Origin of the sequence: Enterobacter vonholyi (assembly GCF_008364555.1) — a bacterium.
Lineage (GTDB): Bacteria > Pseudomonadota > Gammaproteobacteria > Enterobacterales > Enterobacteriaceae > Enterobacter > Enterobacter vonholyi.
This window is the reverse complement of record NZ_VTUC01000037.1, coordinates 1-19,950: the sequence shown is the minus strand read 5'-3', so window position 1 is coordinate 19,950 and position 19,950 is coordinate 1. Positions and strand designations below refer to the sequence as shown.

The 19,950-nt window shown below is 52.7% G+C and carries 17 protein-coding genes, 1 tRNA gene and 2 rRNA genes; 16 read left to right on the top strand and 4 right to left on the bottom strand.

Going from position 1 to position 19,950, the window contains the following annotated elements:
* Positions 1–2: 2 nt before the first annotated feature.
* The 9 genes from accC to F0319_RS18905 all read left to right on the top strand — a co-directional run bounded on the left by accC (position 3) and on the right by F0319_RS18905 (position 9,082).
* Positions 3–1,352, top strand: coding sequence for an acetyl-CoA carboxylase biotin carboxylase subunit (gene accC / locus F0319_RS18945; RefSeq protein WP_003860388.1), 1,350 nt, complete (start codon positions 3–5; stop codon positions 1,350–1,352).
* A gap of 108 nt (positions 1,353–1,460) precedes the next feature.
* Positions 1,461–1,703, top strand: coding sequence for a YhdT family protein (locus F0319_RS18940; RefSeq protein WP_006178860.1), 243 nt, complete (start codon positions 1,461–1,463; stop codon positions 1,701–1,703).
* On the top strand, positions 1,693–3,144 hold the full coding sequence (gene panF / locus F0319_RS18935) for a sodium/pantothenate symporter (RefSeq protein WP_149367679.1): 1,452 nt from the start codon (positions 1,693–1,695) through the stop codon (positions 3,142–3,144). Before F0319_RS18940 ends, panF begins: the two co-directional genes overlap by 11 nt.
* Before the next feature lie 11 nt (positions 3,145–3,155).
* Positions 3,156–4,037, top strand: a complete 882-nt coding sequence (prmA, locus tag F0319_RS18930; protein WP_008502859.1) for a 50S ribosomal protein L11 methyltransferase — start codon at positions 3,156–3,158, stop codon at positions 4,035–4,037.
* 128 nt (positions 4,038–4,165) lie between these two features.
* Positions 4,166–4,906, top strand: a complete 741-nt coding sequence (locus F0319_RS18925; protein ID WP_149367678.1) for a carbonic anhydrase — start codon at positions 4,166–4,168, stop codon at positions 4,904–4,906.
* 330 nt (positions 4,907–5,236) lie between these two features.
* Entirely contained in the window at positions 5,237–6,202 is a 966-nt protein-coding gene (gene dusB / locus F0319_RS18920; protein WP_023309409.1) for a tRNA dihydrouridine synthase DusB, read from the top strand.
* 23 nt (positions 6,203–6,225) lie between these two features.
* Positions 6,226–6,522 (top strand): DNA-binding transcriptional regulator Fis, encoded by a 297-nt coding sequence (gene fis, locus F0319_RS18915; protein WP_000462905.1) that lies wholly within the window; start codon positions 6,226–6,228, stop codon positions 6,520–6,522.
* Positions 6,523–6,700: 178 nt separating this feature from the next.
* The gene (locus F0319_RS18910; protein WP_008502862.1) at positions 6,701–6,865 is read left to right on the top strand and encodes a DUF2556 family protein; all 165 of its coding nucleotides are present in this window, start codon (positions 6,701–6,703) and stop codon (positions 6,863–6,865) included.
* 138 nt (positions 6,866–7,003) lie between these two features.
* Positions 7,004–9,082, top strand: coding sequence for a putative bifunctional diguanylate cyclase/phosphodiesterase (locus F0319_RS18905; protein ID WP_149367555.1), 2,079 nt, complete (start codon positions 7,004–7,006; stop codon positions 9,080–9,082).
* On the opposite strand, the gene envR is transcribed toward F0319_RS18905, so the two are convergent.
* Positions 9,001–9,717, bottom strand: coding sequence for an acrEF/envCD operon transcriptional regulator (gene envR / locus F0319_RS18900; protein ID WP_149367554.1), 717 nt, complete (start codon positions 9,715–9,717; stop codon positions 9,001–9,003). The genes F0319_RS18905 and envR overlap by 82 nt on opposite strands.
* Before the next feature lie 385 nt (positions 9,718–10,102).
* On the opposite strand from envR, the gene F0319_RS18895 reads away from it, so the two are divergent.
* The 7 genes from F0319_RS18895 (at position 10,103) to F0319_RS18865 (ending at position 19,516) form a co-directional block, all read left to right on the top strand.
* Positions 10,103–11,239: an efflux RND transporter periplasmic adaptor subunit gene (locus tag F0319_RS18895; protein WP_149367553.1), complete on the top strand. Its 1,137-nt coding sequence runs from the start codon at positions 10,103–10,105 to the stop codon at positions 11,237–11,239.
* 11 nt (positions 11,240–11,250) lie between these two features.
* Entirely contained in the window at positions 11,251–14,364 is a 3,114-nt protein-coding gene (locus tag F0319_RS18890) for an efflux RND transporter permease subunit (protein WP_149367552.1), read from the top strand.
* A 304-nt stretch (positions 14,365–14,668) separates the two neighbouring features.
* On the top strand, positions 14,669–14,890 hold the full coding sequence (locus tag F0319_RS18885; protein ID WP_008502867.1) for a lipoprotein: 222 nt from the start codon (positions 14,669–14,671) through the stop codon (positions 14,888–14,890).
* 473 nt (positions 14,891–15,363) lie between these two features.
* Positions 15,364–16,389, top strand: a complete 1,026-nt coding sequence (locus F0319_RS18880; protein WP_024906309.1) for an amino acid ABC transporter substrate-binding protein — start codon at positions 15,364–15,366, stop codon at positions 16,387–16,389.
* Between the two features lie 66 nt (positions 16,390–16,455).
* On the top strand, positions 16,456–17,637 hold the full coding sequence (locus tag F0319_RS18875; protein WP_111965007.1) for an amino acid ABC transporter permease: 1,182 nt from the start codon (positions 16,456–16,458) through the stop codon (positions 17,635–17,637).
* Positions 17,638–17,646: 9 nt separating this feature from the next.
* Entirely contained in the window at positions 17,647–18,750 is a 1,104-nt protein-coding gene (locus tag F0319_RS18870) for an amino acid ABC transporter permease (RefSeq protein ID WP_023309439.1), read from the top strand.
* Positions 18,751–18,757: 7 nt separating this feature from the next.
* Entirely contained in the window at positions 18,758–19,516 is a 759-nt protein-coding gene (locus tag F0319_RS18865) for an amino acid ABC transporter ATP-binding protein (protein ID WP_111965009.1), read from the top strand.
* 106 nt (positions 19,517–19,622) lie between these two features.
* Here F0319_RS18865 and rrf (F0319_RS18860) read toward each other — a convergent pair.
* From rrf (F0319_RS18860) to rrf (F0319_RS22640), 3 genes are all read right to left on the bottom strand, one after another.
* Positions 19,623–19,738: ribosomal RNA gene (rrf, locus tag F0319_RS18860) — 5S ribosomal RNA — on the bottom strand.
* A gap of 43 nt (positions 19,739–19,781) precedes the next feature.
* A tRNA-Thr gene (locus F0319_RS18855) sits at positions 19,782–19,857 on the bottom strand.
* 14 nt (positions 19,858–19,871) lie between these two features.
* Positions 19,872–19,950 (bottom strand): 5S ribosomal RNA (gene rrf / locus F0319_RS22640); the annotation flags it as partial.

Here is a 19,950-nt window from a genome sequence, read left to right as displayed (position 1 = left end):
ACATGCTGGATAAAATTGTTATCGCCAACCGCGGCGAGATCGCACTGCGTATTCTTCGTGCCTGTAAAGAACTGGGCATCAAGACCGTCGCTGTGCACTCAAGCGCGGATCGCGATTTAAAACACGTATTGCTGGCGGATGAGACGGTCTGTATTGGCCCGGCTCCGTCCGTAAAAAGCTATCTGAACATCCCGGCTATCATCAGCGCCGCTGAAATCACCGGCGCGGTGGCAATTCATCCGGGTTATGGCTTCCTCTCTGAGAACGCCAACTTTGCTGAGCAGGTTGAACGCTCTGGCTTCATCTTCATCGGCCCGAAAGCCGACACCATCCGCCTGATGGGCGACAAAGTGTCTGCAATCACCGCCATGAAAAAAGCCGGTGTTCCAACCGTACCAGGCTCTGACGGCCCTCTGACCGACGACATGGATGCTAACCGTGCTCATGCTAAACGCATTGGCTACCCGGTTATCATCAAGGCGTCCGGCGGCGGCGGTGGTCGCGGTATGCGCGTTGTGCGTAGCGATGCTGAACTGGCGCAGTCCATCTCCATGACCAAAGCAGAAGCGAAAGCCGCTTTCAGCAATGACATGGTGTACATGGAAAAATACCTGGAAAACCCACGCCACATCGAAATTCAGGTGCTGGCTGACGGTCAGGGCAACGCAATCTATCTGGCAGAACGTGACTGCTCCATGCAGCGTCGTCACCAGAAAGTGGTCGAAGAAGCACCAGCGCCGGGCATTACCCCGGAACTGCGTCGCTACATCGGCGAGCGTTGCGCTAAAGCGTGTGTCGATATCGGCTATCGTGGAGCGGGTACCTTTGAGTTCCTGTTCGAGAACGGCGAGTTCTATTTCATCGAAATGAACACCCGTATTCAGGTTGAGCATCCGGTTACCGAAATGATCACCGGCGTTGACCTGATCAAAGAGCAGCTGCGTATCGCTGCAGGCCAGCCGCTTTCCATCAAGCAGGAAGAAGTTGTGGTGAAAGGCCATGCGGTAGAATGCCGTATCAACGCCGAAGACCCGAACACCTTCCTGCCAAGCCCGGGCAAAATCACGCGTTTCCACGCGCCGGGTGGCTTTGGCGTGCGCTGGGAGTCTCATATCTACGCCGGTTACACCGTACCGCCGTACTATGACTCAATGATCGGCAAGCTCATCTGCTACGGCGAAAATCGTGACGTGGCGATTGCCCGTATGAAGAATGCCCTGCAGGAGCTGATCATCGACGGTATCAAAACCAACGTTGATCTGCAGATGCGCATCATGAGCGACGAGCACTTCCAGAATGGTGGAACTAACATCCACTATCTGGAGAAAAAACTCGGTCTGAACGAGAAGTAAGAGACCTGTGTTGCTAAAAGGCCGGATTATCCGGCCTTTTTTATTTCTGGGGCCTGGAAAGGCTCATCATGTACAATCCCCGCTTTCTTCATCCACAAGGGACAATAAATGGACAAACGTTTTGTTCAGGCCCATAAAGAAGCGCGCTGGGCGCTGTGGCTGACCCTTCTCTATCTCGCAGCATGGTTGGTAACTGCTTACTTACCTGACTCCGCTATTGGCATCACCGGCCTGCCGCACTGGTTCGAAATGGCGTGCCTGCTGGTACCGCTGGTCTTCATCCTGCTGTGCTGGGCAATGGTGAAATTCATCTATCGCGATATCCCGCTGGAGGACGATGATGCAGCTTGAAGTCATTCTGCCGCTTATCGCTTACTTGTTAGTGGTGTTTGGTTTATCCGTTTACGCCATGCGTAAAAGAACGACGGGCACCTTCCTGAACGAGTATTTTCTTGGTAGCCGCTCGATGGGCGGCGTCGTGCTGGCCATGACGCTGACCGCGACCTACATCAGTGCCAGTTCGTTTATCGGCGGACCCGGAGCAGCCTATAAATATGGGTTAGGCTGGGTGCTTCTGGCGATGATCCAGCTTCCAGCCGTCTGGCTATCACTGGGCATACTGGGCAAAAAATTTGCCATTCTGGCGCGCCGTTATAATGCCGTGACGCTCAACGATATGCTGTTTGCCCGCTATCAGAGCCGTTTACTGGTGTGGCTGGCCAGCTTAAGCCTGCTGGTGGCCTTTATTGGCGCAATGACGGTGCAGTTTATCGGCGGGGCACGTCTGCTGGAAACGGCGGCCGGGATCCCCTACGAGACAGGCTTGATCATCTTCGGAGTCAGCATTGCGCTGTATACCGCGTTCGGCGGATTCCGTGCCAGCGTGCTTAACGATACGATGCAGGGATTGGTGATGCTTGTTGGCACCATTGTTTTGCTGGTGGGCATTGTGCATGCTGCTGGTGGCCTGAGCCACGCAGTCGAAACGCTGGAAACCATCGACCCGAAACTGGTCTCTCCGCAGGGCGCAGATGACATCCTTTCGCCAACCTTTATGACCTCGTTCTGGGTGTTGGTGTGCTTTGGAGTGATTGGCCTGCCGCATACCGCCGTGCGCTGTATCTCTTACAAAGACAGCAAAGCCGTGCACAGAGGTATCATTATCGGCACTATCGTGGTTGCGATCCTGATGTTTGGTATGCACCTGGCGGGCGCGTTAGGTCGGGCAGTTATTCCTGACCTTACCGTACCCGATCTGGTTATCCCAACCCTGATGGTTAAAGTGCTGCCGCCATTTGCCGCCGGGATCTTCCTCGCCGCCCCGATGGCCGCCATTATGTCGACAATCAACGCTCAGCTGCTGCAAAGTTCCGCTACGATCATTAAAGATCTCTATCTGAACCTGCGTCCTGAGCAGGCAGAGAATGAACGGCGCCTGAAGCGCATGTCGGCCATTATTACTCTGGCGTTAGGGGCATTGCTGCTGTTAGCCGCATGGCGCCCGCCTGAGATGATCATCTGGCTGAACCTGCTGGCGTTTGGTGGGCTTGAAGCGGTATTCCTGTGGCCGCTGGTGTTAGGGCTCTACTGGGAGCGTGCAAACGCTGCGGGCGCGCTGAGCGGCATGATTGTCGGCGGTGTGCTGTACGCCGTCCTTGCAACGTTTAAGATTCAGTACCTGGGCTTCCATCCGATTGTGCCTTCGTTACTGCTAAGTTTACTGGCGTTTGTGGTGGGGAACCGTTTCGGTCAGCCCGTCCCACAGCCCGCTATGATTTCTACTGATAAATAAAGAGTTTTGCCATGCCGTGGATCCAACTAAAACTGAACACAACCGGCGCTAACGCCGAGGAACTGAGCGATGCGCTGATGGAGGCCGGTTCGGTCTCTATCACCTTCCAGGACACGCATGACACGCCGGTCTTTGAGCCGTTGCCGGGCGAAACCCGCCTGTGGGGTGATACCGACGTTATTGGCCTGTTTGATGCCGAAACCGACATGAAAGAGGTTGTCGCGATTCTGGAGAATCATCCTCTGCTGGGTGCGGGTTTTGCCCACAAAATCGAACAGCTGGAAGATAAAGACTGGGAACGCGAGTGGATGGATAACTTCCACCCGATGCAGTTCGGCAAACGCCTGTGGATCTGCCCGAGCTGGCGCGAGGTTCCTGATGAAAACGCGGTTAACGTCATGCTCGATCCGGGTCTGGCGTTTGGTACCGGCACTCACCCAACCACGTCCCTTTGCCTGCAGTGGCTGGATGGTCTGGATCTGGACGGTAAGACAGTGATCGACTTCGGCTGTGGCTCCGGGATCCTCGCGATTGCCGCCCTGAAGCTGGGCGCGGCAAAAGCCATCGGGATCGATATCGATCCGCAGGCCATTCAGGCCAGCCGCGATAACGCCGAGCGTAATGGCGTTTCCGATCGACTGGAACTGTATTTGCCGGATGCGCAGCCAGAAGCGATGAAAGCCGACGTGGTGGTCGCAAACATTCTGGCGGGCCCACTGCGCGAGCTGGCCCCGCTAATCAGCGTGCTGCCCGTTGAGGGTGGTCTGCTGGGGCTTTCCGGTATCCTGGCAAGCCAGGCCGACAGCGTATGTGAAGCCTACGCCGATCTCTTTGCCCTCGATCCGGTCGTGGAAAAAGAAGAGTGGTGCCGCATCACCGGCCGTAAAAAATAAGAATCTGGCGTGGTCATCTGACCACGCCACTCTCCCTTTGATAATCCTCTCTCCCCCGGTCATTCTTCGGTAAAATAACCACACAAATCACGTTGGTTTGTATTACAAAAATTCACCGGAAGAATATGATGAAACACATTACAGGCAAGGCAGCGCTGCTGGCGTTGAGCATGATCTCGGCTTCAGCATTCGCATCACACTGGAACTACGAAGGGGAAGGTTCACCGGAACACTGGGGCGAGTTGGACGAGGCCTACAAGACCTGTCAAAGCGGAATGAACCAGTCTCCAATTAATATTGATTCGACCGCTAACGCCCATCTTTCCCCGCTGCAAACCCACTACATTGATGGCCCTGTTACACTGACAAACAATGGCCATACCATTCAGGCTGGTGAACAGGCTGACACCCGCGATACCCTTACTCTTGATAAGCAAACCTGGACGTTACAACAGTTCCATTTTCACGCGCCGAGCGAAAATACCGTGCATGGAAAAAGGTACGCGATGGAAATGCATCTGGTTCATAAAAATGCCAGCGGGGAACTGACGGTGGTGGCGGTCATGTTTGATAAAGGGGCCGCAAACCCGGAGCTTGAAAAACTGTGGCGCGTTATGCCTCAGCAGGCCGAGCAGAACGTCTCCATCAAACAGGATCTCAACCTGAACAAACTGCTGCCGAAAGATAAAACGTACTGGCGCTTTAGCGGTTCACTGACCACCCCGCCGTGTTCAGAAGGCGTCACCTGGATTGTGCTTAAGCAACCCTTGACGGTTTCTGCTGAACAACTTGCCAGATTCACCGGGACAATGCATCACGATAATAACCGTCCGGTACAGTCTCTGCATGGGCGTGTTGTGGTCGAATAACGCCCATCCAGAGGCTAAAGATCATGTTCTAAAATGCGACGCAGATCGCAAAGAAGACGGGAAATCTGCTGCTAAAAACAGCAGATTATCCCGCTCAGGTAAGCCCTTTATTCAGAAATGATGAGAAGTTACGGGAAATTGTAAGCGCCCATAAAATAGTCATTCCCGCATAACACAATGATTTAAATAGTGAATAATTCTTAACGGAAAGATTGAGCGGCGATTCCTTGATCTACAACAGTGGATTGTTCAAAGTTTGGCCTTTCATCTCGTGCAAAAAATGCGTAATATACGCCGCCTTGCAGTCACAGTATGGTCATTTCTTAACTCATGCGCATCGGACACCACCAGCTTAGAAATCGCCTGATCGCAGCCCCTATGGCAGGTATTACAGACCGGCCGTTCAGGACGCTGTGCTATGAGATGGGAGCCGGTTTAACCGTATCCGAGATGATGTCGTCTAACCCGCAGGTTTGGGAAAGCGATAAATCCCGCCTTCGGATGGTGCACGTTGATGAACCAGGTATTCGCACCGTGCAAATTGCCGGAAGCGTGCCTGAAGAGATGGCAGATGCCGCGCGAATTAACGTGGAAAGTGGTGCCCAGATTATTGATATCAATATGGGGTGCCCGGCCAAAAAGGTGAATCGCAAGCTTGCAGGTTCAGCCCTTCTGCAATACCCCGACCAGGTGAAAGCTATCCTGACGGCGGTTGTCAGCGCGGTGGACGTTCCTGTTACGTTGAAGATTCGCACGGGTTGGTCGCCGGAACACCGTAACTGTGTAGAGATTGCCCAACTGGCCGAAGACTGTGGCATTCAGGCCCTGACCATTCATGGACGCACTCGCGCCTGTTTGTTCAACGGCGAAGCTGAATACGACAGCATTCGGGCAGTTAAGCAGAAAGTTTCCATTCCGATTATCGCGAATGGCGACATAACTGACCCGCTTAAAGCCAGGGCTGTACTCGACTATACGGGAGCTGATGCTCTGATGATAGGACGTGCAGCTCAGGGAAGACCCTGGATCTTCCGGGAAATCCAGCATTATCTGGACACTGGGGAGCTGCTTGCCCCGCTGCCTCTGGCAGAGGTTAAGCGCTTGCTTTGTTCGCATGTTCGGGAACTGCATGACCACTACGGTCAGGCAAAAGGGTACCGAATTGCGCGTAAACACGTCTCCTGGTATCTCCAGGAGCACGCTCCAGATGACCAGTTTCGGCGCACATTCAACGCCATAGAGGATGCCAGCGTACAGCTGGAGGCGTTGGAGGCATACTTCGAAAATCTTGCGTAATGAAATAAAGAGCTGACAGAACTATGTTCGAACAACGCGTAAATTCTGACGTACTGACCGTTTCTACCGTTAACTCTCAGGACCAGGTAACTCAAAAACCCCTGCGTGACTCGGTTAAACAGGCACTGAAGAACTATTTTGCTCAACTGAATGGTCAGGATGTTAATGACCTGTATGAGCTGGTACTGGCTGAAGTTGAACAGCCACTGTTGGACATGGTGATGCAATACACCCGCGGTAACCAAACCCGCGCTGCGCTGATGATGGGTATCAACCGTGGTACTCTGCGTAAGAAACTGAAAAAATACGGCATGAACTGATACTAATCAGTTAAATGCTTGTGTAAAAAGGCGCTCTTCGGCATGGGGAAGCGCCTTTTTTATTCCCCTGCTTCAGTCCGTCAACGCTTTGTAAACCTTCACTTATCCCGCTTTAAAACCGAAGATTTTGGTGTATATTTCCCCCACCTTACTGGCGCTCTTCTCGCGGAATGACACAATGATTCGTAAATACTGGTGGCTGGTTGTCTTTGCAATCTCCGTTCTCATTTTCGATGCACTCCTGATGCAGTGGATTGAACTGATGAGCACCGAAACCGATAAGTGTCGCAATATGAACTCCGTGAATCCCCTTAAACTCGTGAACTGCTCAGAGCTCGACTAAGCGTCCGATTGCGCAAATCACCTGTTATTACCCACTAAAAACGGGGATTTAAATCCCTTTGAGCCATTACCTGACGGTGATAATGTCTCGCCCTTCTCAACCGCTCTAGCGTAACCCCACACTCGAGTAGAACCGTCCATGCTGGTCAGCCAATACAACCATATCCTTGTCATCCTCTCCTTTGTTGTTGCCATCCTTGCTGCGTATACCGCATTGAATATGGCTGCACGCGTTGCCGGAAGCGAGGGCGTCGCTGCCCGCGTCTGGCTGGCTGGCGGCGGTATTGCTATGGGTATTGGCGTGTGGGCCATGCATTTTATCGGCATGCTGGCGATGGACCTCTCCATGAGCATGAGCTACAACGCCACCCTGACGGTGTTATCCATGGTCATCGCCGTGGGGTCGTCGCTATTTGCGCTATGGCTCGTTAGCTGCGAGCAATTACGCCTGCGCCGACTGCTGCCCGGAGCGTTGGTGATGGGAAGCGGTATAGTTGCAATGCATTACACCGGTATGGCGGCGCTGGAAGTGATGCCCGGGATTATCTGGGACAAGGTCTGGGTGGCCATTTCGGTCGCGATTGCGCTTGCCGCTTCACTCGCGGCGTTATGGCTGACCTTCCGCCTGCGCCACGAAGCAGCGCAGGTCGTGCTGATGCGCATGGGTGCCGCCATCACGATGGGAATTGCCATTGCCGGTATGCACTATGCCGGGATGAAAGCGGCGCAGTTTCCGATGTCCACAATGGTTCATCATGAGGGTATCAACGGGAGCTGGCTGGCGGTGCTGGTTAGCGTCGTCGCGCTCTCTATTCTTGGGATCACCCTGCTGGTCTCGATGCTGGATGCCCGCCTTCAGGCTCGTACCGCCCTTTTGGCCTCGTCGCTTGCAGAAGCTAACCGGGAACTCGCTCAACTGGCTCTACACGATACCCTCACGCGTCTGCCCAACCGTATCCTGCTGGAAGACAGACTCGATCAGGCCATCAGCAAAGCCGATCGTGAAAGAACCCATTTTGCCCTGATGTTCATGGATCTTGACGGTTTTAAAGCCATCAATGATGCCTACGGCCATGATGTCGGTGACAGGCTGCTGGTCGCCGTTACACAGCGTCTGCTGCTTCTCCTGAAAGGCCAGTTCACCCTTGCACGTATTGGCGGTGATGAGTTTGTTCTGCTGGCAGAGGGAGAAGGTCCGGACGACGCGGCGTCGCTGGCGAATTCGCTGGTACGCGCGATCGATAGTCCATTCAATCTCAGTCCCTATGAACTGGTGGTTACCCTCAGCATTGGTATTGCGCTGTACCCTCACGACGGCAAAACCGAGCGTGAGCTGATGTTTAACGCCGACGCGGCGATGTATCACACGAAGCATATGGGCCGTAACGGTTACCATTTTTTCCAGCCCTCCATGAACACCCTGGCGCAAACCCATCTCCAGTTAATGAACGATTTGTGGATGGCAATCGAGCGCAATGAGCTGCGCCTGCTTTATCAGCCAAAATTCAACGCCCCCGCGGGTCCTGTCCTCGGATTCGAGGCGTTATTACGCTGGCAGCATCCTAAGCAGGGGTTACTGACCCCTGACCTTTTCCTGCCGCTGGCGGAAAAAACGGGGCTGATCATCCCCATAGGCAACTGGGTGATTAATGAAGCCTGTCGCCAGCTGCGGGAATGGCATCTGCAGGGGCATCAAAGCTGGTCAATGGCGGTAAACCTGTCGACACTGCAGTTTGAACAACCTTCGCTGGTTAAAACGGTTCTCGACTGCCTGGCACTTCACCAGGTGCCACCGGAATTGTTGATCCTCGAAGTGACGGAAACCACGGCGATGAGCAACCCGGATGAGAGCGTACGAGTGCTGACAGAGCTGACGGATGCGGGGGTGAAAGCCTCCATTGATGATTTTGGCACCGGATATTCAAGCCTGCTGTACCTCAAACGCTTACCGGCCTGCGAACTAAAAATCGACAGGGCGTTTGTACAAGAGCTTAGCGGGAAGAGTGAGGATGCGACTATTGTCTCAGCGATTGTAGCCCTTGCAAAAACACTTAACCTGAAAGTCGTGGCTGAAGGTGTAGAAACCGAAGCGCAGCAGGCCTTTTTGACCGAGCTAGGCTGTAACACCCTTCAGGGTTATCTGTTAGGTAAACCCGTCAGCGCGGAAACCATCGAAGCACTTTGTGCCCGAGGGGAAATGTTACCTGCCGCTGAGTAGTAAGCATCATCAGGCGACACGCGAATGACAGGAAGTGTCGCCAGAATGCTATCAACCAGGGCGGGGGCCTGCTGATAAAGATTAAAACTGTCGGTATTCATTAGCCAGTTTTTAATTATTCCGCTAAAAAACCCGTGGAATACAATCAAGGTGAGATCAACATTCACCTTTGGCGAAATGATATTCCGCGAAATACAGGTCTCCAGCGTGGCACGGAGCGTATCATCATTAAATCCAATACGTTTTCTGATTTCATGCTCTGAAATCATATCACCGCTAAATTCACACTTATGATACAGAATTTGTAAAAGCGCACATTGCCGGGGTTCATGGGCAATATACTGCAGCGCAGTAATAAATTGCTCACGAAGTTTTAACAAGGGATCGTCACTATCGGAAAGGGAAAGCCTGTCGCGGATAATGTCGCGAAGGGGTAATTGCTGTTCCCAGATGGCATTAAATATTTCAGATTTACTGGTGAAGTGCCAGTAGATAGCGCCGCGCGTCACCTTAGCAGCATCAGCGATATCCGTCAGCGTCGTGCTGGCTACGCCACGCATCGCAAACTGTCCGATAGCCGCCTCAATCAGTTTCTGCCGGGTTTGTTGAGCTTCTTCTTTCTTTTTACGCGCCATAGGCAACTACTCGTGACTCAGAAGGTTTAAAGGTAATATTGCGTTCATGCAAATGTAAGTATTCACTAAAATCCGATTTAATTTTGCACAAAAAAGGTCACCTCTATTAATTTATAATTACTACAAATACATTAAATCAATTAAATTAGCGGGATGAATAATAAGAAGCATTAAACTCACTGACCTGATTAATATACATGAAGTATATCCCTGAATGGACATGGTCGGATTCTGATTTTTTCTGCAAGTATGGTCATTCGCACTTATAAATTAAAAAAGATTAAATACCCTCATTATTATACGCAGCTACATTTTATTTTTTATCCCTCTGCCCCGCTACCGATTCGCGGCATATATCGGTTTATGGGTATTTAAAGGAACAGTAATGACGAATCATTTCAGACGCTTGCCCATATCCGGTTTCATTGTCTGCGCGGTACTGCTCACTGGATGCGATGGTCAGGAAAATCAACAACACCTGCAGGCACCTCAGGTCAGCGTGCATATTGTGCAAAGCGCGCCTCTGGCTGTCACCACTGAACTCCCGGGAAGAACAGATGCGTTCCGCGTTGCAGAGGTTCGTCCGCAGGTTAGCGGTATCATCCTGCGCCGCAACTTCACGGAAGGTAGCGATGTAAAAGCCGGGGATTCGCTTTATCAGATTGATCCTGCAACCTATCAGGCGGCATACGATAACGCGAAAGGCGAGCTGGCGAAGGCCCAGGCGGCGGCCAATATTGCGCACCTGACGGTGAAACGTTATCTCCCGCTGGTCGGCACACAGTATGTCAGCAAGCAAGAGTATGACCAGGCCGTCGCCACGGCCCAGCAGGCAGATGCCAGCGTCGTCGCCGCCAAAGCGGGCGTTGAAAGTGCACGAATCAATCTTGCTTATACCAAGGTGACGTCTCCCGTCGATGGTCGCATCGGCAAATCCAGCGTGACGGAAGGGGCGCTGGTGACGAACGGACAAACCGCTGCGCTGGCAACGGTCCAGCAGCTCGATCCTATTTATGTCGATGTCACCCAGTCCAGCAATGATTTTATGCGCCTTAAACAAACGAGCCTGCAAAAAGGCGATAACGCCAGCAGCGTTGAGCTACTGATGGAGAACGGACAGCCCTATCCGCTGAAAGGCAGATTGCAGTTCTCTGACGTCACGGTGGACGAAAGTACCGGCTCGATTACCCTGCGCGCTATTTTCCCGAATCCTCAACATCTGCTGTTACCCGGCATGTTCGTTCGCGCCCGCATTGATGAAGGTACGCAGCCGGATGCGATTCTGGTTCCCCAGCAAGGCGTGACCCGCACACCGCGAGGCGAAGCCACCGTGATGGTGGTGAACGATAAAAACCAGGTTGAGTCGCGTACCGTCGTTGCGCCTCAGGCGATTGGGGACCGCTGGCTGGTAACCGAAGGGCTGAAAAACGGTGACCGCGTGATCGTCAGCGGGCTACAGAAAGTCAGACCGGGGGTAACCGTCGTCGCCACGCCGGATACCACAACGACTCCAGCCGGTTAAGGGACGACGACATGGCTAATTTCTTTATTCAGAGACCGGTTTTCGCCTGGGTACTTGCTATCATTTTGATGATTGCTGGCGGGCTGGCCATTCTCAAACTCCCCGTCGCACAGTACCCAACCATTGCACCTCCCGCCGTGGCGATATCCGCGACCTACCCTGGAGCGGACGCTCAAACGGTACAGGATACCGTGACTCAGGTTATCGAACAGAACATGAACGGTATCGATAACCTGATGTATATGTCATCCACCAGCGATTCAGCGGGCAACGTCACCATCACTCTGACCTTCGAGTCAGGAACCGATCCGGATATCGCTCAGGTACAAGTGCAAAACAAGCTGCAGCTCGCCATGCCGCTGCTGCCGCAAGAGGTGCAGCAGCAAGGGATCGGCGTGGAGAAATCCAGCAGCAGCTTCCTGCTGGTCGCCGGTTTTGTTTCTGACAACAAAAATCTCACGCAGAACGACATCTCTGATTACGTCGCCTCAAACGTCAAAGATGCCATCAGCCGAACGTCTGGCGTTGGCGACGTGCAGCTGTTTGGTGCTCAGTATGCGATGCGCATCTGGCTCGACAGCAACGCGATGAACAAATACCAGTTGACGCCGCTGGATATTATCAGCCAGCTGAAAACGCAGAACGACCAGATAGCGGCAGGCCAGCTGGGCGGAACGCCGTCCATTCCCGGTCAGCAGCTGAATGCCTCGATCATCGCGCAAACTCGCCTGAAATCACCGGGGGAATTTGGCCGCGTGACGCTCAAGGTGAATCAGGACGGCTCGATGGTTCATCTGAAGGATGTGGCTCGCATTGAGCTCGGTGGCGAAAACTACAACATGGTCACTAAAATCAACGGGCAGGCGGCAACCGGTCTCGGGATCAAGCTGGCAACCGGAGCAAATGCGCTGGACACTGCGGCTGCCATTAAGAGCAAGCTGACGCAACTGCAGCAGTTCTTCCCACAGGGTCTGAAAGTTGTCTATCCCTATGACACCACGCCTTTTGTAAAAATCTCTATCCACGAAGTGGTGAAGACCCTGTTTGAAGCAATCATTCTCGTCTTCCTGGTCATGTACCTCTTCCTGCAAAACCTGCGGGCAACGCTCATCCCGACTATCGCGGTGCCGGTCGTTCTGCTGGGTACCTTCGCGGTTCTGGCGGCATTTGGTTTCTCCATCAATACCCTGACGATGTTCGGCATGGTGCTGGCGATAGGTCTGCTGGTCGATGACGCTATCGTGGTCGTTGAGAACGTTGAACGCGTCATGGTCGAGGATAACCTGCCGCCCAAAGAGGCCACGCAGAAGTCGATGGAGCAGATCCAGGGTGCGCTGGTAGGGATCGCCATGGTGCTCTCGGCGGTCTTTATTCCAATGGCCTTTTTTGGCGGCTCGACTGGAGCAATATATCGCCAGTTCTCACTGACTATCGTGTCCGCTATGGCGCTGTCGGTACTGGTTGCGCTAATCCTGACGCCCGCACTCTGCGCAACGTTGCTTAAGCCCGTATCCGACGACCATCGTCAGAAAAAAGGTGGCTTTTTCAGCTGGTTTAATGCGCTCTTTGATAAAAGCGTGGAGCACTACAGCAACAGCGTGAGCGGTATTTTGCGCAAGACAGGGCGCTATCTGGTGGTGTACGTCATCATCGTCGGTGGGATGGCGGTGCTCTTCCTGCGCTTACCTACCTCCTTTCTGCCCGAAGAGGATCAGGGGGTGTTCATGACGATGGTTCAACTCCCGGCAGGTGCAACTCAGACGCGTACTCAACAGGTGCTCGACCAGGTACAGGACTATTACCTGAACAAAGAGAAGGCGAACGTCGAATCCGTCTTTACCGTAAATGGCTTTAGCTTTAGCGGCCAGGGTCAGAACGCCGGCATTGCCTTCGTCAGCCTGAAGCCCTGGGAGGAACGCCCGGGACAGAAAAACGGCGTTGAGGCGATTGTCGGTCGCGCGACTAAAGCCTTCAGTCAGATTAAAGATGGCCTCGTGTTCCCGTTTAACCTGCCTGCAATTATCGAACTGGGTACCGCTACGGGCTTCGATTTTGAATTGATCGATCAGGCTAACCTGGGGCATACCCAGCTGACTCAGGCGCGTAACCAACTGCTTAACATGGTGAAAGAGCACTCTGATCTGCTGGTTAGCGTGCGACCTAACGGTCTTGAAGATACGCCCCAGTTCAAGCTTGATGTCGACCAGGAGAAAGCACAGGCGCTGGGCGTCAGTCTTTCTGACGTCAACCAGACGATTTCAACGGCCTTAGGTGGCACCTATGTGAACGACTTTATCGATCATGGGCGCGTGAAAAAAGTCTACGTACAGGCCGACGCAAAATTCCGTATGTTGCCAGGAGATATTAACAACCTTTACGTGCGCAGCGCGAATGGAGAAATGGTCCCTTTCTCAGCCTTTAGCAACGCTCGCTGGGTCTATGGTTCACCCCGACTGGAGCGCTATAACGGGATGCCCTCTATGGAGATCCTCGGTGAGTCAGCCCCGGGTAAAAGTACCGGTGAGGCTATGGCTATGATGGAAAGCCTCGCGGCAAAACTGCCTTCCGGTATCGGATATGACTGGACGGGGATGTCTTATCAGGAGCGGCTTTCGGGTAACCAGGCACCTGCCCTGTACGCCATTTCACTGATCGTGGTGTTCCTGTGTCTGGCAGCGCTGTATGAAAGCTGGTCCATTCCGTTCTCCGTTATGCTGGTTGTGCCGCTGGGGGTCATTGGGGCGCTTCTCGCAGCGTCACTGCGTGGATTAAACAATGACGTCTATTTCCAGGTCGGCCTGCTGACGACGATTGGTTTATCGGCGAAAAACGCCATTTTGATCGTCGAATTTGCTAAGGACCTGATGGAGAAAGAAGATTCAGGCATCATTGAAGCCACACTGGAGGCGTCAAGGATGCGCCTTCGACCGATCCTGATGACTTCCCTGGCCTTTATCCTTGGTGTCATGCCGCTGGTAATCAGCGCCGGGGCCGGGAGCGGCGCACAAAACGCCGTCGGTACGGGTGTGATGGGGGGAATGCTTTCTGCAACGCTTCTGGCGATTTTCTTCGTGCCCGTCTTCTTTGTGGTTGTCCGTCGACGCTTTACCCGTCATAAAGATTAACATTTCCCTAAAAAGGCACCTCGGGTGCCTTTTTTATTTTTAAGATAAACAATGAATTAGGCATTAAGCAAAAGTCATGTTAAAAATACGATGATTTGTATTAAGTAAAAACACTCTATTACCCCTTCATAATGTCTCCATTAATTCGTCCTGAAACCGGCTTTTCTCCACGATTTTTACAAACTACATAATTTGAGATTATTCCTCGTGTAACGTGGACTTACCCCGGTGGTAAAATAACCTCCAGTTCGTTAATTGCCCTCCTGGCTTTATAGCGGACGAGAAATAATACTGAGGTAACATCATGAAAAGATTCATTTCCGTTGCACTCCTCGCTGCGCTGCTTGCTGGTTGCGCGCACGACTCTCCATGTGTACCGGTTTACGACGACCAGGGCCGACTGGTTCATACCAATACCTGTATGAAAGGCACCACCCAGGATAACTGGGAAACTGCAGGTGCTATCGCCGGCGGTGCTGCCGCAGTGGCGGGTTTGACGCTGGGTATTGTTGCCCTGACGAAGTAACATCTGTTGAGAAAGCGCGGCTCTGTCCGCGCTTTTGCTTTTAATGAGTGCAGCATTTTCAAATAAGTAAAAAAATAGCCCCGCATTTATTCGCGTAATTAATTTAAGCCTGACGCCAGTCACAACTTTTTCGTATAGTCACTCAAATTACCTGGCCTATCGTGATGATTTTCACACATTAATATTATTGAATACCCTGCCAATATTCACGCTGAAAACTATCTCTTCTTTTTCCTGACTCGACTCAAAACTTTTGCTCCAATTTGTGGCACAGGTTGTAATTTCGCACCGTTTCAGGGCGCTCGTTTTATTTAAGCCTGTCTACACTCAGCATTAAGCGTTCACTCATCTCTAATTTTGTCGGACGCAAAACTGGCATTACGTTTGCTTTATAAACGTTGGCCAAAGCCACAGACAGGTAAAGCGTTTAAAAACGCCTCTATAACGATAAATTTCGCCACACAGGATGCATTATGAAAAAGACGATGATAGCCAGCCTGGCCGCTGCAGGCATGTTGTTTGCCGTAGCTGGTCAAGCCCATGCGGGAACGACACTGGATGCCGTTAAAAAGAAAGGTTTTGTTCAATGCGGTATCAGTGACGGTTTGCCTGGCTTCTCTTATGCCGATGCGAACGGCAAATTTACCGGTATTGATGTGGATGTCTGCCGTGGCGTTGCAGCCGCCGTTTTTGGTGATGACAGCAAAGTAAAATACACCCCGCTGACGGCGAAAGAACGCTTTACGGCACTGCAGTCCGGCGAGGTCGACATGCTCTCCCGTAATACCACCTGGACGTCATCCCGTGATGCAGGCATGGGGATGTCATTTACGGGCGTGACCTATTATGACGGCATCGGCTTCCTGACCCACAACAAAGCCGGCCTGAAAAGCGCTAAGGAGCTGGATGGGGCCACCGTTTGTATCCAGGCGGGCACCGATACCGAGCTGAACGTCGCCGATTATTTCAAAGCAAATAACATGAAATATACGCCAGTGACATTCGACCGCTCGGATGAATCGGCTAAAGCGCTGGAATCCGGCCGTTGCGACACGCTGGCCTCTGACCAGTCACAGCTGTATGCCTTACGCATTAAGCTGAGCAACCCGGCAGAATGGATTGTTCTGCCTGAAGTGATCTCCAAAGAACCTCTCGGACCGGTGGTACGTCGTGGCGATGAAGACTGGTTCTCCATTGTTCGCTGGACGCTATTCGCCATGCTGAACGCAGAAGAGATGGGCATCAACTCGAAAAACGTGGACGAGAAAGCTGCTAAACCATCCAACCCGGATATGGCACACCTGCTGGGTACAGAAGGTGATTTCGGCAAGGATCTGAAGCTGGATAACAAGTGGGCTTACAACATCATCAAACAGGTGGGCAACTACTCTGAGATCTTTGAACGCAACGTGGGATCGGAAAGCCCGCTGAAGATCAAACGCGGCCAGAACAATCTCTGGAACAACGGCGGTATTCAGTACGCACCACCAGTACGTTAAGTCATAGCTGTAACGGGCACTGCTCCGGCAGTGCCCACTCCAGAGTCATGGTTACTGAGGTTTCTTATGTCCCATCGCCGCTCAGCCGTAAAAGGATCGCTATCCTTTTCTCATCCCGCGGTCCGCGCCTGGCTATTCCAGATTATTGCTATTGTTGCGGTTGTTCTCATCGCCGTGTATCTCATCCATAACACCATCACCAACCTGAATAATCGCGGCATTACCTCCGGTTTCGCGTTTTTAGACCGCAGCGCGGGGTTTGGTATTGTTCAGCATCTTATTGATTACCAGGAAGGTGACACGTATGGACGCGTGTTCGTGGTCGGTTTACTGAATACGCTGCTGGTATCGGCGCTTTGTATCGTCTTCGCCTCGATACTGGGCTTCTTTATTGGCCTGGCGCGTCTTTCTGAAAACTGGCTCCTGCGGAAGCTGTCGACTGTTTATATTGAAACGTTCCGCAATATCCCCCCGCTCCTGCAGATCTTCTTTTGGTATTTTGCCGTATTGCGTAACCTACCCGGCCCCCGTCAGGCCGTCGACGCGTTTGAGCTTTTTTTCCTGAGCAACCGTGGGTTGTCTATCCCTTCTCCTCTGCCGGGTGAAGGTCTGTACGCTTTTATCGGCGCGATTGTGATAGCGTTTGCTCTGTCTGCCGGGGTATTCCGTTTTAACCGCAAGCATCAGATCAAAACCGGTCAGCTTCGCAGAACCTGGCCCACGGCAGTTATCCTGCTCGTTAGCCTGCCGCTGGTGGCACACTGGCTGTTTGGGGCCGCGTTGCACTGGGATGTTCCACACCTACGAGGCTTTAACTTCCAGGGTGGAATGGTGTTAATTCCCGAGCTGGCAGCTCTAACATTGGCGCTGTCGATTTATACGTCCGCGTTTATTGCCGAGATTATTCGTGCCGGGATCCAGGCCGTACCTTACGGACAGCACGAGGCGGCACGCTCGCTGGGATTACCCCATACCGTGACGCTTCGCCAGGTCATTATCCCGCAGGCTTTACGGGTCATCATTCCGCCTCTGACCAGCCAGTATCTCAACATCGTTAAAAACTCGTCGCTGGCCGCCGCTATTGGTTATCCGGATATGGTGTCACTCTTCGCCGGAACCGTGCTTAACCAGACCGGACAAGCCATTGAAACCATCGCCATCACGATGTCTGTCTATCTCATCATCAGCCTGGTGATTTCATTGCTGATGAACCTCTATAACCGTCGTATAGCACTGGTCGAGCGCTAAGGATTTATGATGACAAAAGCGATACTGTCGCACTCCTCGCGCCCTGCCAACTCGACAGGTGGACGTTTCATTCTCTGGGCGCGCAAGAATCTCTTCTCCAGCTGGAGTAACAGCCTGCTGACGATTGTCTGCCTGTGGCTCATGTGGGAATTGATTCCTCCCCTGCTGAACTGGGCGTTTTTACAGGCCAACTGGGTCGGTTCAACTCGGGCAGACTGTACAAAAGCCGGCGCCTGCTGGGTGTTTATCCATGAACGCTTCGGCCAGTTCATGTATGGGCTGTATCCCCACGAACAGCGCTGGCGGATTAATCTGGCGCTGGTTATCGGCCTGCTCTCTGTCGCAGTCATGTTCTGGAAAAAGCTGCCTCACCGTGGACGCTATATTGCCGTCTGGGCGGTGGTTTATCCGATTATTGTCTGGGTGCTGTTGTATGGCGGTTTCCTGGGGCTGGAACGCGTTGAAACACGCCAGTGGGGCGGGCTGACGCTGACGCTGATTATCGCTTCTGTGGGGATAGCCGGTGCGCTACCGTGGGGGATTTTACTGGCCCTGGGACGGCGTTCAAAAATGCCGATTGTACGCGTGCTCTCCGTTATCTTCATTGAGTTCTGGCGCGGCGTCCCGCTTATCACCGTCCTGTTTATGTCGTCGGTCATGCTGCCGCTGTTTATGGCTGAAGGCACAACGATCGACAAACTGATCCGTGCCCTGGTCGGGGTAATTCTCTTCCAGTCCGCCTATGTTGCAGAAGTTGTGCGCGGTGGTCTGCAGGCGTTGCCTAAAGGCCAGTACGAAGCGGCGGAATCACTGGCTCTCGGCTACTGGAAAACGCAGGGGCTGGTCATTCTTCCCCAGGCACTTAAGCTGGTCATCCCGGGTCTGGTCAACACGATCATTGCCCTCTTCAAAGATACCAGCCTGGTGATCATCATCGGATTGTTCGATCTCTTTAGCAGCGTGCAGCAGGCAACCGTTGACCCTGTCTGGCTGGGTATGTCCACCGAAGGATATGTCTTTGCTGCCCTGATCTACTGGATCTTTTGTTTTAGCATGTCGCGCTACAGCCAGCATCTGGAAAAGCGCTTTAACACCGGGCGTACACCGCACTGAGGAAATTATGAGCCAAATAACTATGACACCCGCCGACGCGATGATTACGCTGGAAAGTGTGAATAAATGGTACGGACAGTTTCATGTCCTGAAGGACATTAATCTTAAGGTAAAGCAGGGAGAACGCATCGTCCTTTGCGGCCCTTCTGGCTCCGGGAAATCCACAACCATTCGCTGTATTAATCATCTTGAAGAACATCAGCAAGGACGCATTGTGGTTGATGGTATCGAGCTGAATGAAGATATCCGCAATATCGAACGCGTGCGTCAGGAAGTGGGTATGGTCTTTCAGCACTTTAATCTGTTTCCGCACCTGACCGTTCTGCAGAACTGTACGCTTGCACCGATTTGGGTACGGAAGATGCCGAAAAAGGAAGCCGAGGCGTTGGCAATGCACTATCTGGAGCGAGTGCGCATCGCAGAGCATGCCAATAAGTTCCCTGGCCAGATATCGGGTGGCCAGCAGCAGCGTGTGGCTATCGCCCGTTCACTGTGTATGAAACCGAAAATTATGCTGTTTGATGAACCGACATCTGCCCTCGATCCGGAAATGGTGAAAGAGGTTCTGGACACCATGATTGGGCTGGCACAATCCGGCATGACCATGCTGTGCGTGACTCACGAGATGGGATTTGCGCGAACCGTAGCCGATCGGGTGATCTTTATGGACCGCGGGGAGATTGTTGAGCAGGCGCCACCGGATGAGTTCTTTGCGCATCCGAAGTCAGAGCGTACGCGAGCATTCCTGTCGCAGGTGATTCACTAATCAGCAGTTTCTGCCCGGTAGCGCTGCGCTTACCGGGCTTACGGTTTTCACGAGAATCATAACGCAAAAAGGCCATCCTTTCGGATGGCCTTCTCACTTATTTGATGTCTGGCAGTTCCCTACTCTCACATGGGGAGACCCCACACTACCATCGGCGCTACGGCGTTTCACTTCTGAGTTCGGCATGGGGTCAGGTGGGACCACCGCGCTAAAGCCGCCAGACAAATTCTTTTACTTCTTGCCGAACTTTAACCTAAGTATAAAGTGGTGCTGATACCCAGAGTCGAACTGGGGACCTCACCCTTACCAAGGGTGCGCTCTACCAACTGAGCCATATCAGCACGCTAAATTTGATGCCTGGCAGTTCCCTACTCTCACATGGGGAGACCCCACACTACCATCGGCGCTACGGCGTTTCACTTCTGAGTTCGGCA

Bases quoted from the DNA above. Each gene is read 5' to 3' on its own strand.
- F0319_RS18875 (WP_111965007.1), top strand. From the start codon at position 16,456: ATGTCCCATCGCCGCTCAGCCGTAAAAGGATCGCTATCCTTTTCTCAT.
- F0319_RS18880 (WP_024906309.1), top strand. From the start codon at position 15,364: ATGAAAAAGACGATGATAGCCAGCCTGGCCGCTGCAGGCATGTTGTTT.
- prmA (WP_008502859.1), top strand. From the start codon at position 3,156: ATGCCGTGGATCCAACTAAAACTGAACACAACCGGCGCTAACGCCGAG.
- F0319_RS18870 (WP_023309439.1), top strand. From the start codon at position 17,647: ATGACAAAAGCGATACTGTCGCACTCCTCGCGCCCTGCCAACTCGACA.
- F0319_RS18905 (WP_149367555.1), top strand. From the start codon at position 7,004: ATGCTGGTCAGCCAATACAACCATATCCTTGTCATCCTCTCCTTTGTT.
- F0319_RS18925 (WP_149367678.1), top strand. From the start codon at position 4,166: ATGAAACACATTACAGGCAAGGCAGCGCTGCTGGCGTTGAGCATGATC.
- accC (WP_003860388.1), top strand. From the start codon at position 3: ATGCTGGATAAAATTGTTATCGCCAACCGCGGCGAGATCGCACTGCGT.
- F0319_RS18890 (WP_149367552.1), top strand. From the start codon at position 11,251: ATGGCTAATTTCTTTATTCAGAGACCGGTTTTCGCCTGGGTACTTGCT.
- F0319_RS18940 (WP_006178860.1), top strand. From the start codon at position 1,461: ATGGACAAACGTTTTGTTCAGGCCCATAAAGAAGCGCGCTGGGCGCTG.
- F0319_RS18910 (WP_008502862.1), top strand. From the start codon at position 6,701: ATGATTCGTAAATACTGGTGGCTGGTTGTCTTTGCAATCTCCGTTCTC.
- F0319_RS18865 (WP_111965009.1), top strand. From the start codon at position 18,758: ATGAGCCAAATAACTATGACACCCGCCGACGCGATGATTACGCTGGAA.
- dusB (WP_023309409.1), top strand. From the start codon at position 5,237: ATGCGCATCGGACACCACCAGCTTAGAAATCGCCTGATCGCAGCCCCT.
- panF (WP_149367679.1), top strand. From the start codon at position 1,693: ATGCAGCTTGAAGTCATTCTGCCGCTTATCGCTTACTTGTTAGTGGTG.
- fis (WP_000462905.1), top strand. From the start codon at position 6,226: ATGTTCGAACAACGCGTAAATTCTGACGTACTGACCGTTTCTACCGTT.
- F0319_RS18885 (WP_008502867.1), top strand. From the start codon at position 14,669: ATGAAAAGATTCATTTCCGTTGCACTCCTCGCTGCGCTGCTTGCTGGT.
- F0319_RS18895 (WP_149367553.1), top strand. From the start codon at position 10,103: ATGACGAATCATTTCAGACGCTTGCCCATATCCGGTTTCATTGTCTGC.
- envR (WP_149367554.1), bottom strand. From the start codon at position 9,717: ATGGCGCGTAAAAAGAAAGAAGAAGCTCAACAAACCCGGCAGAAACTG.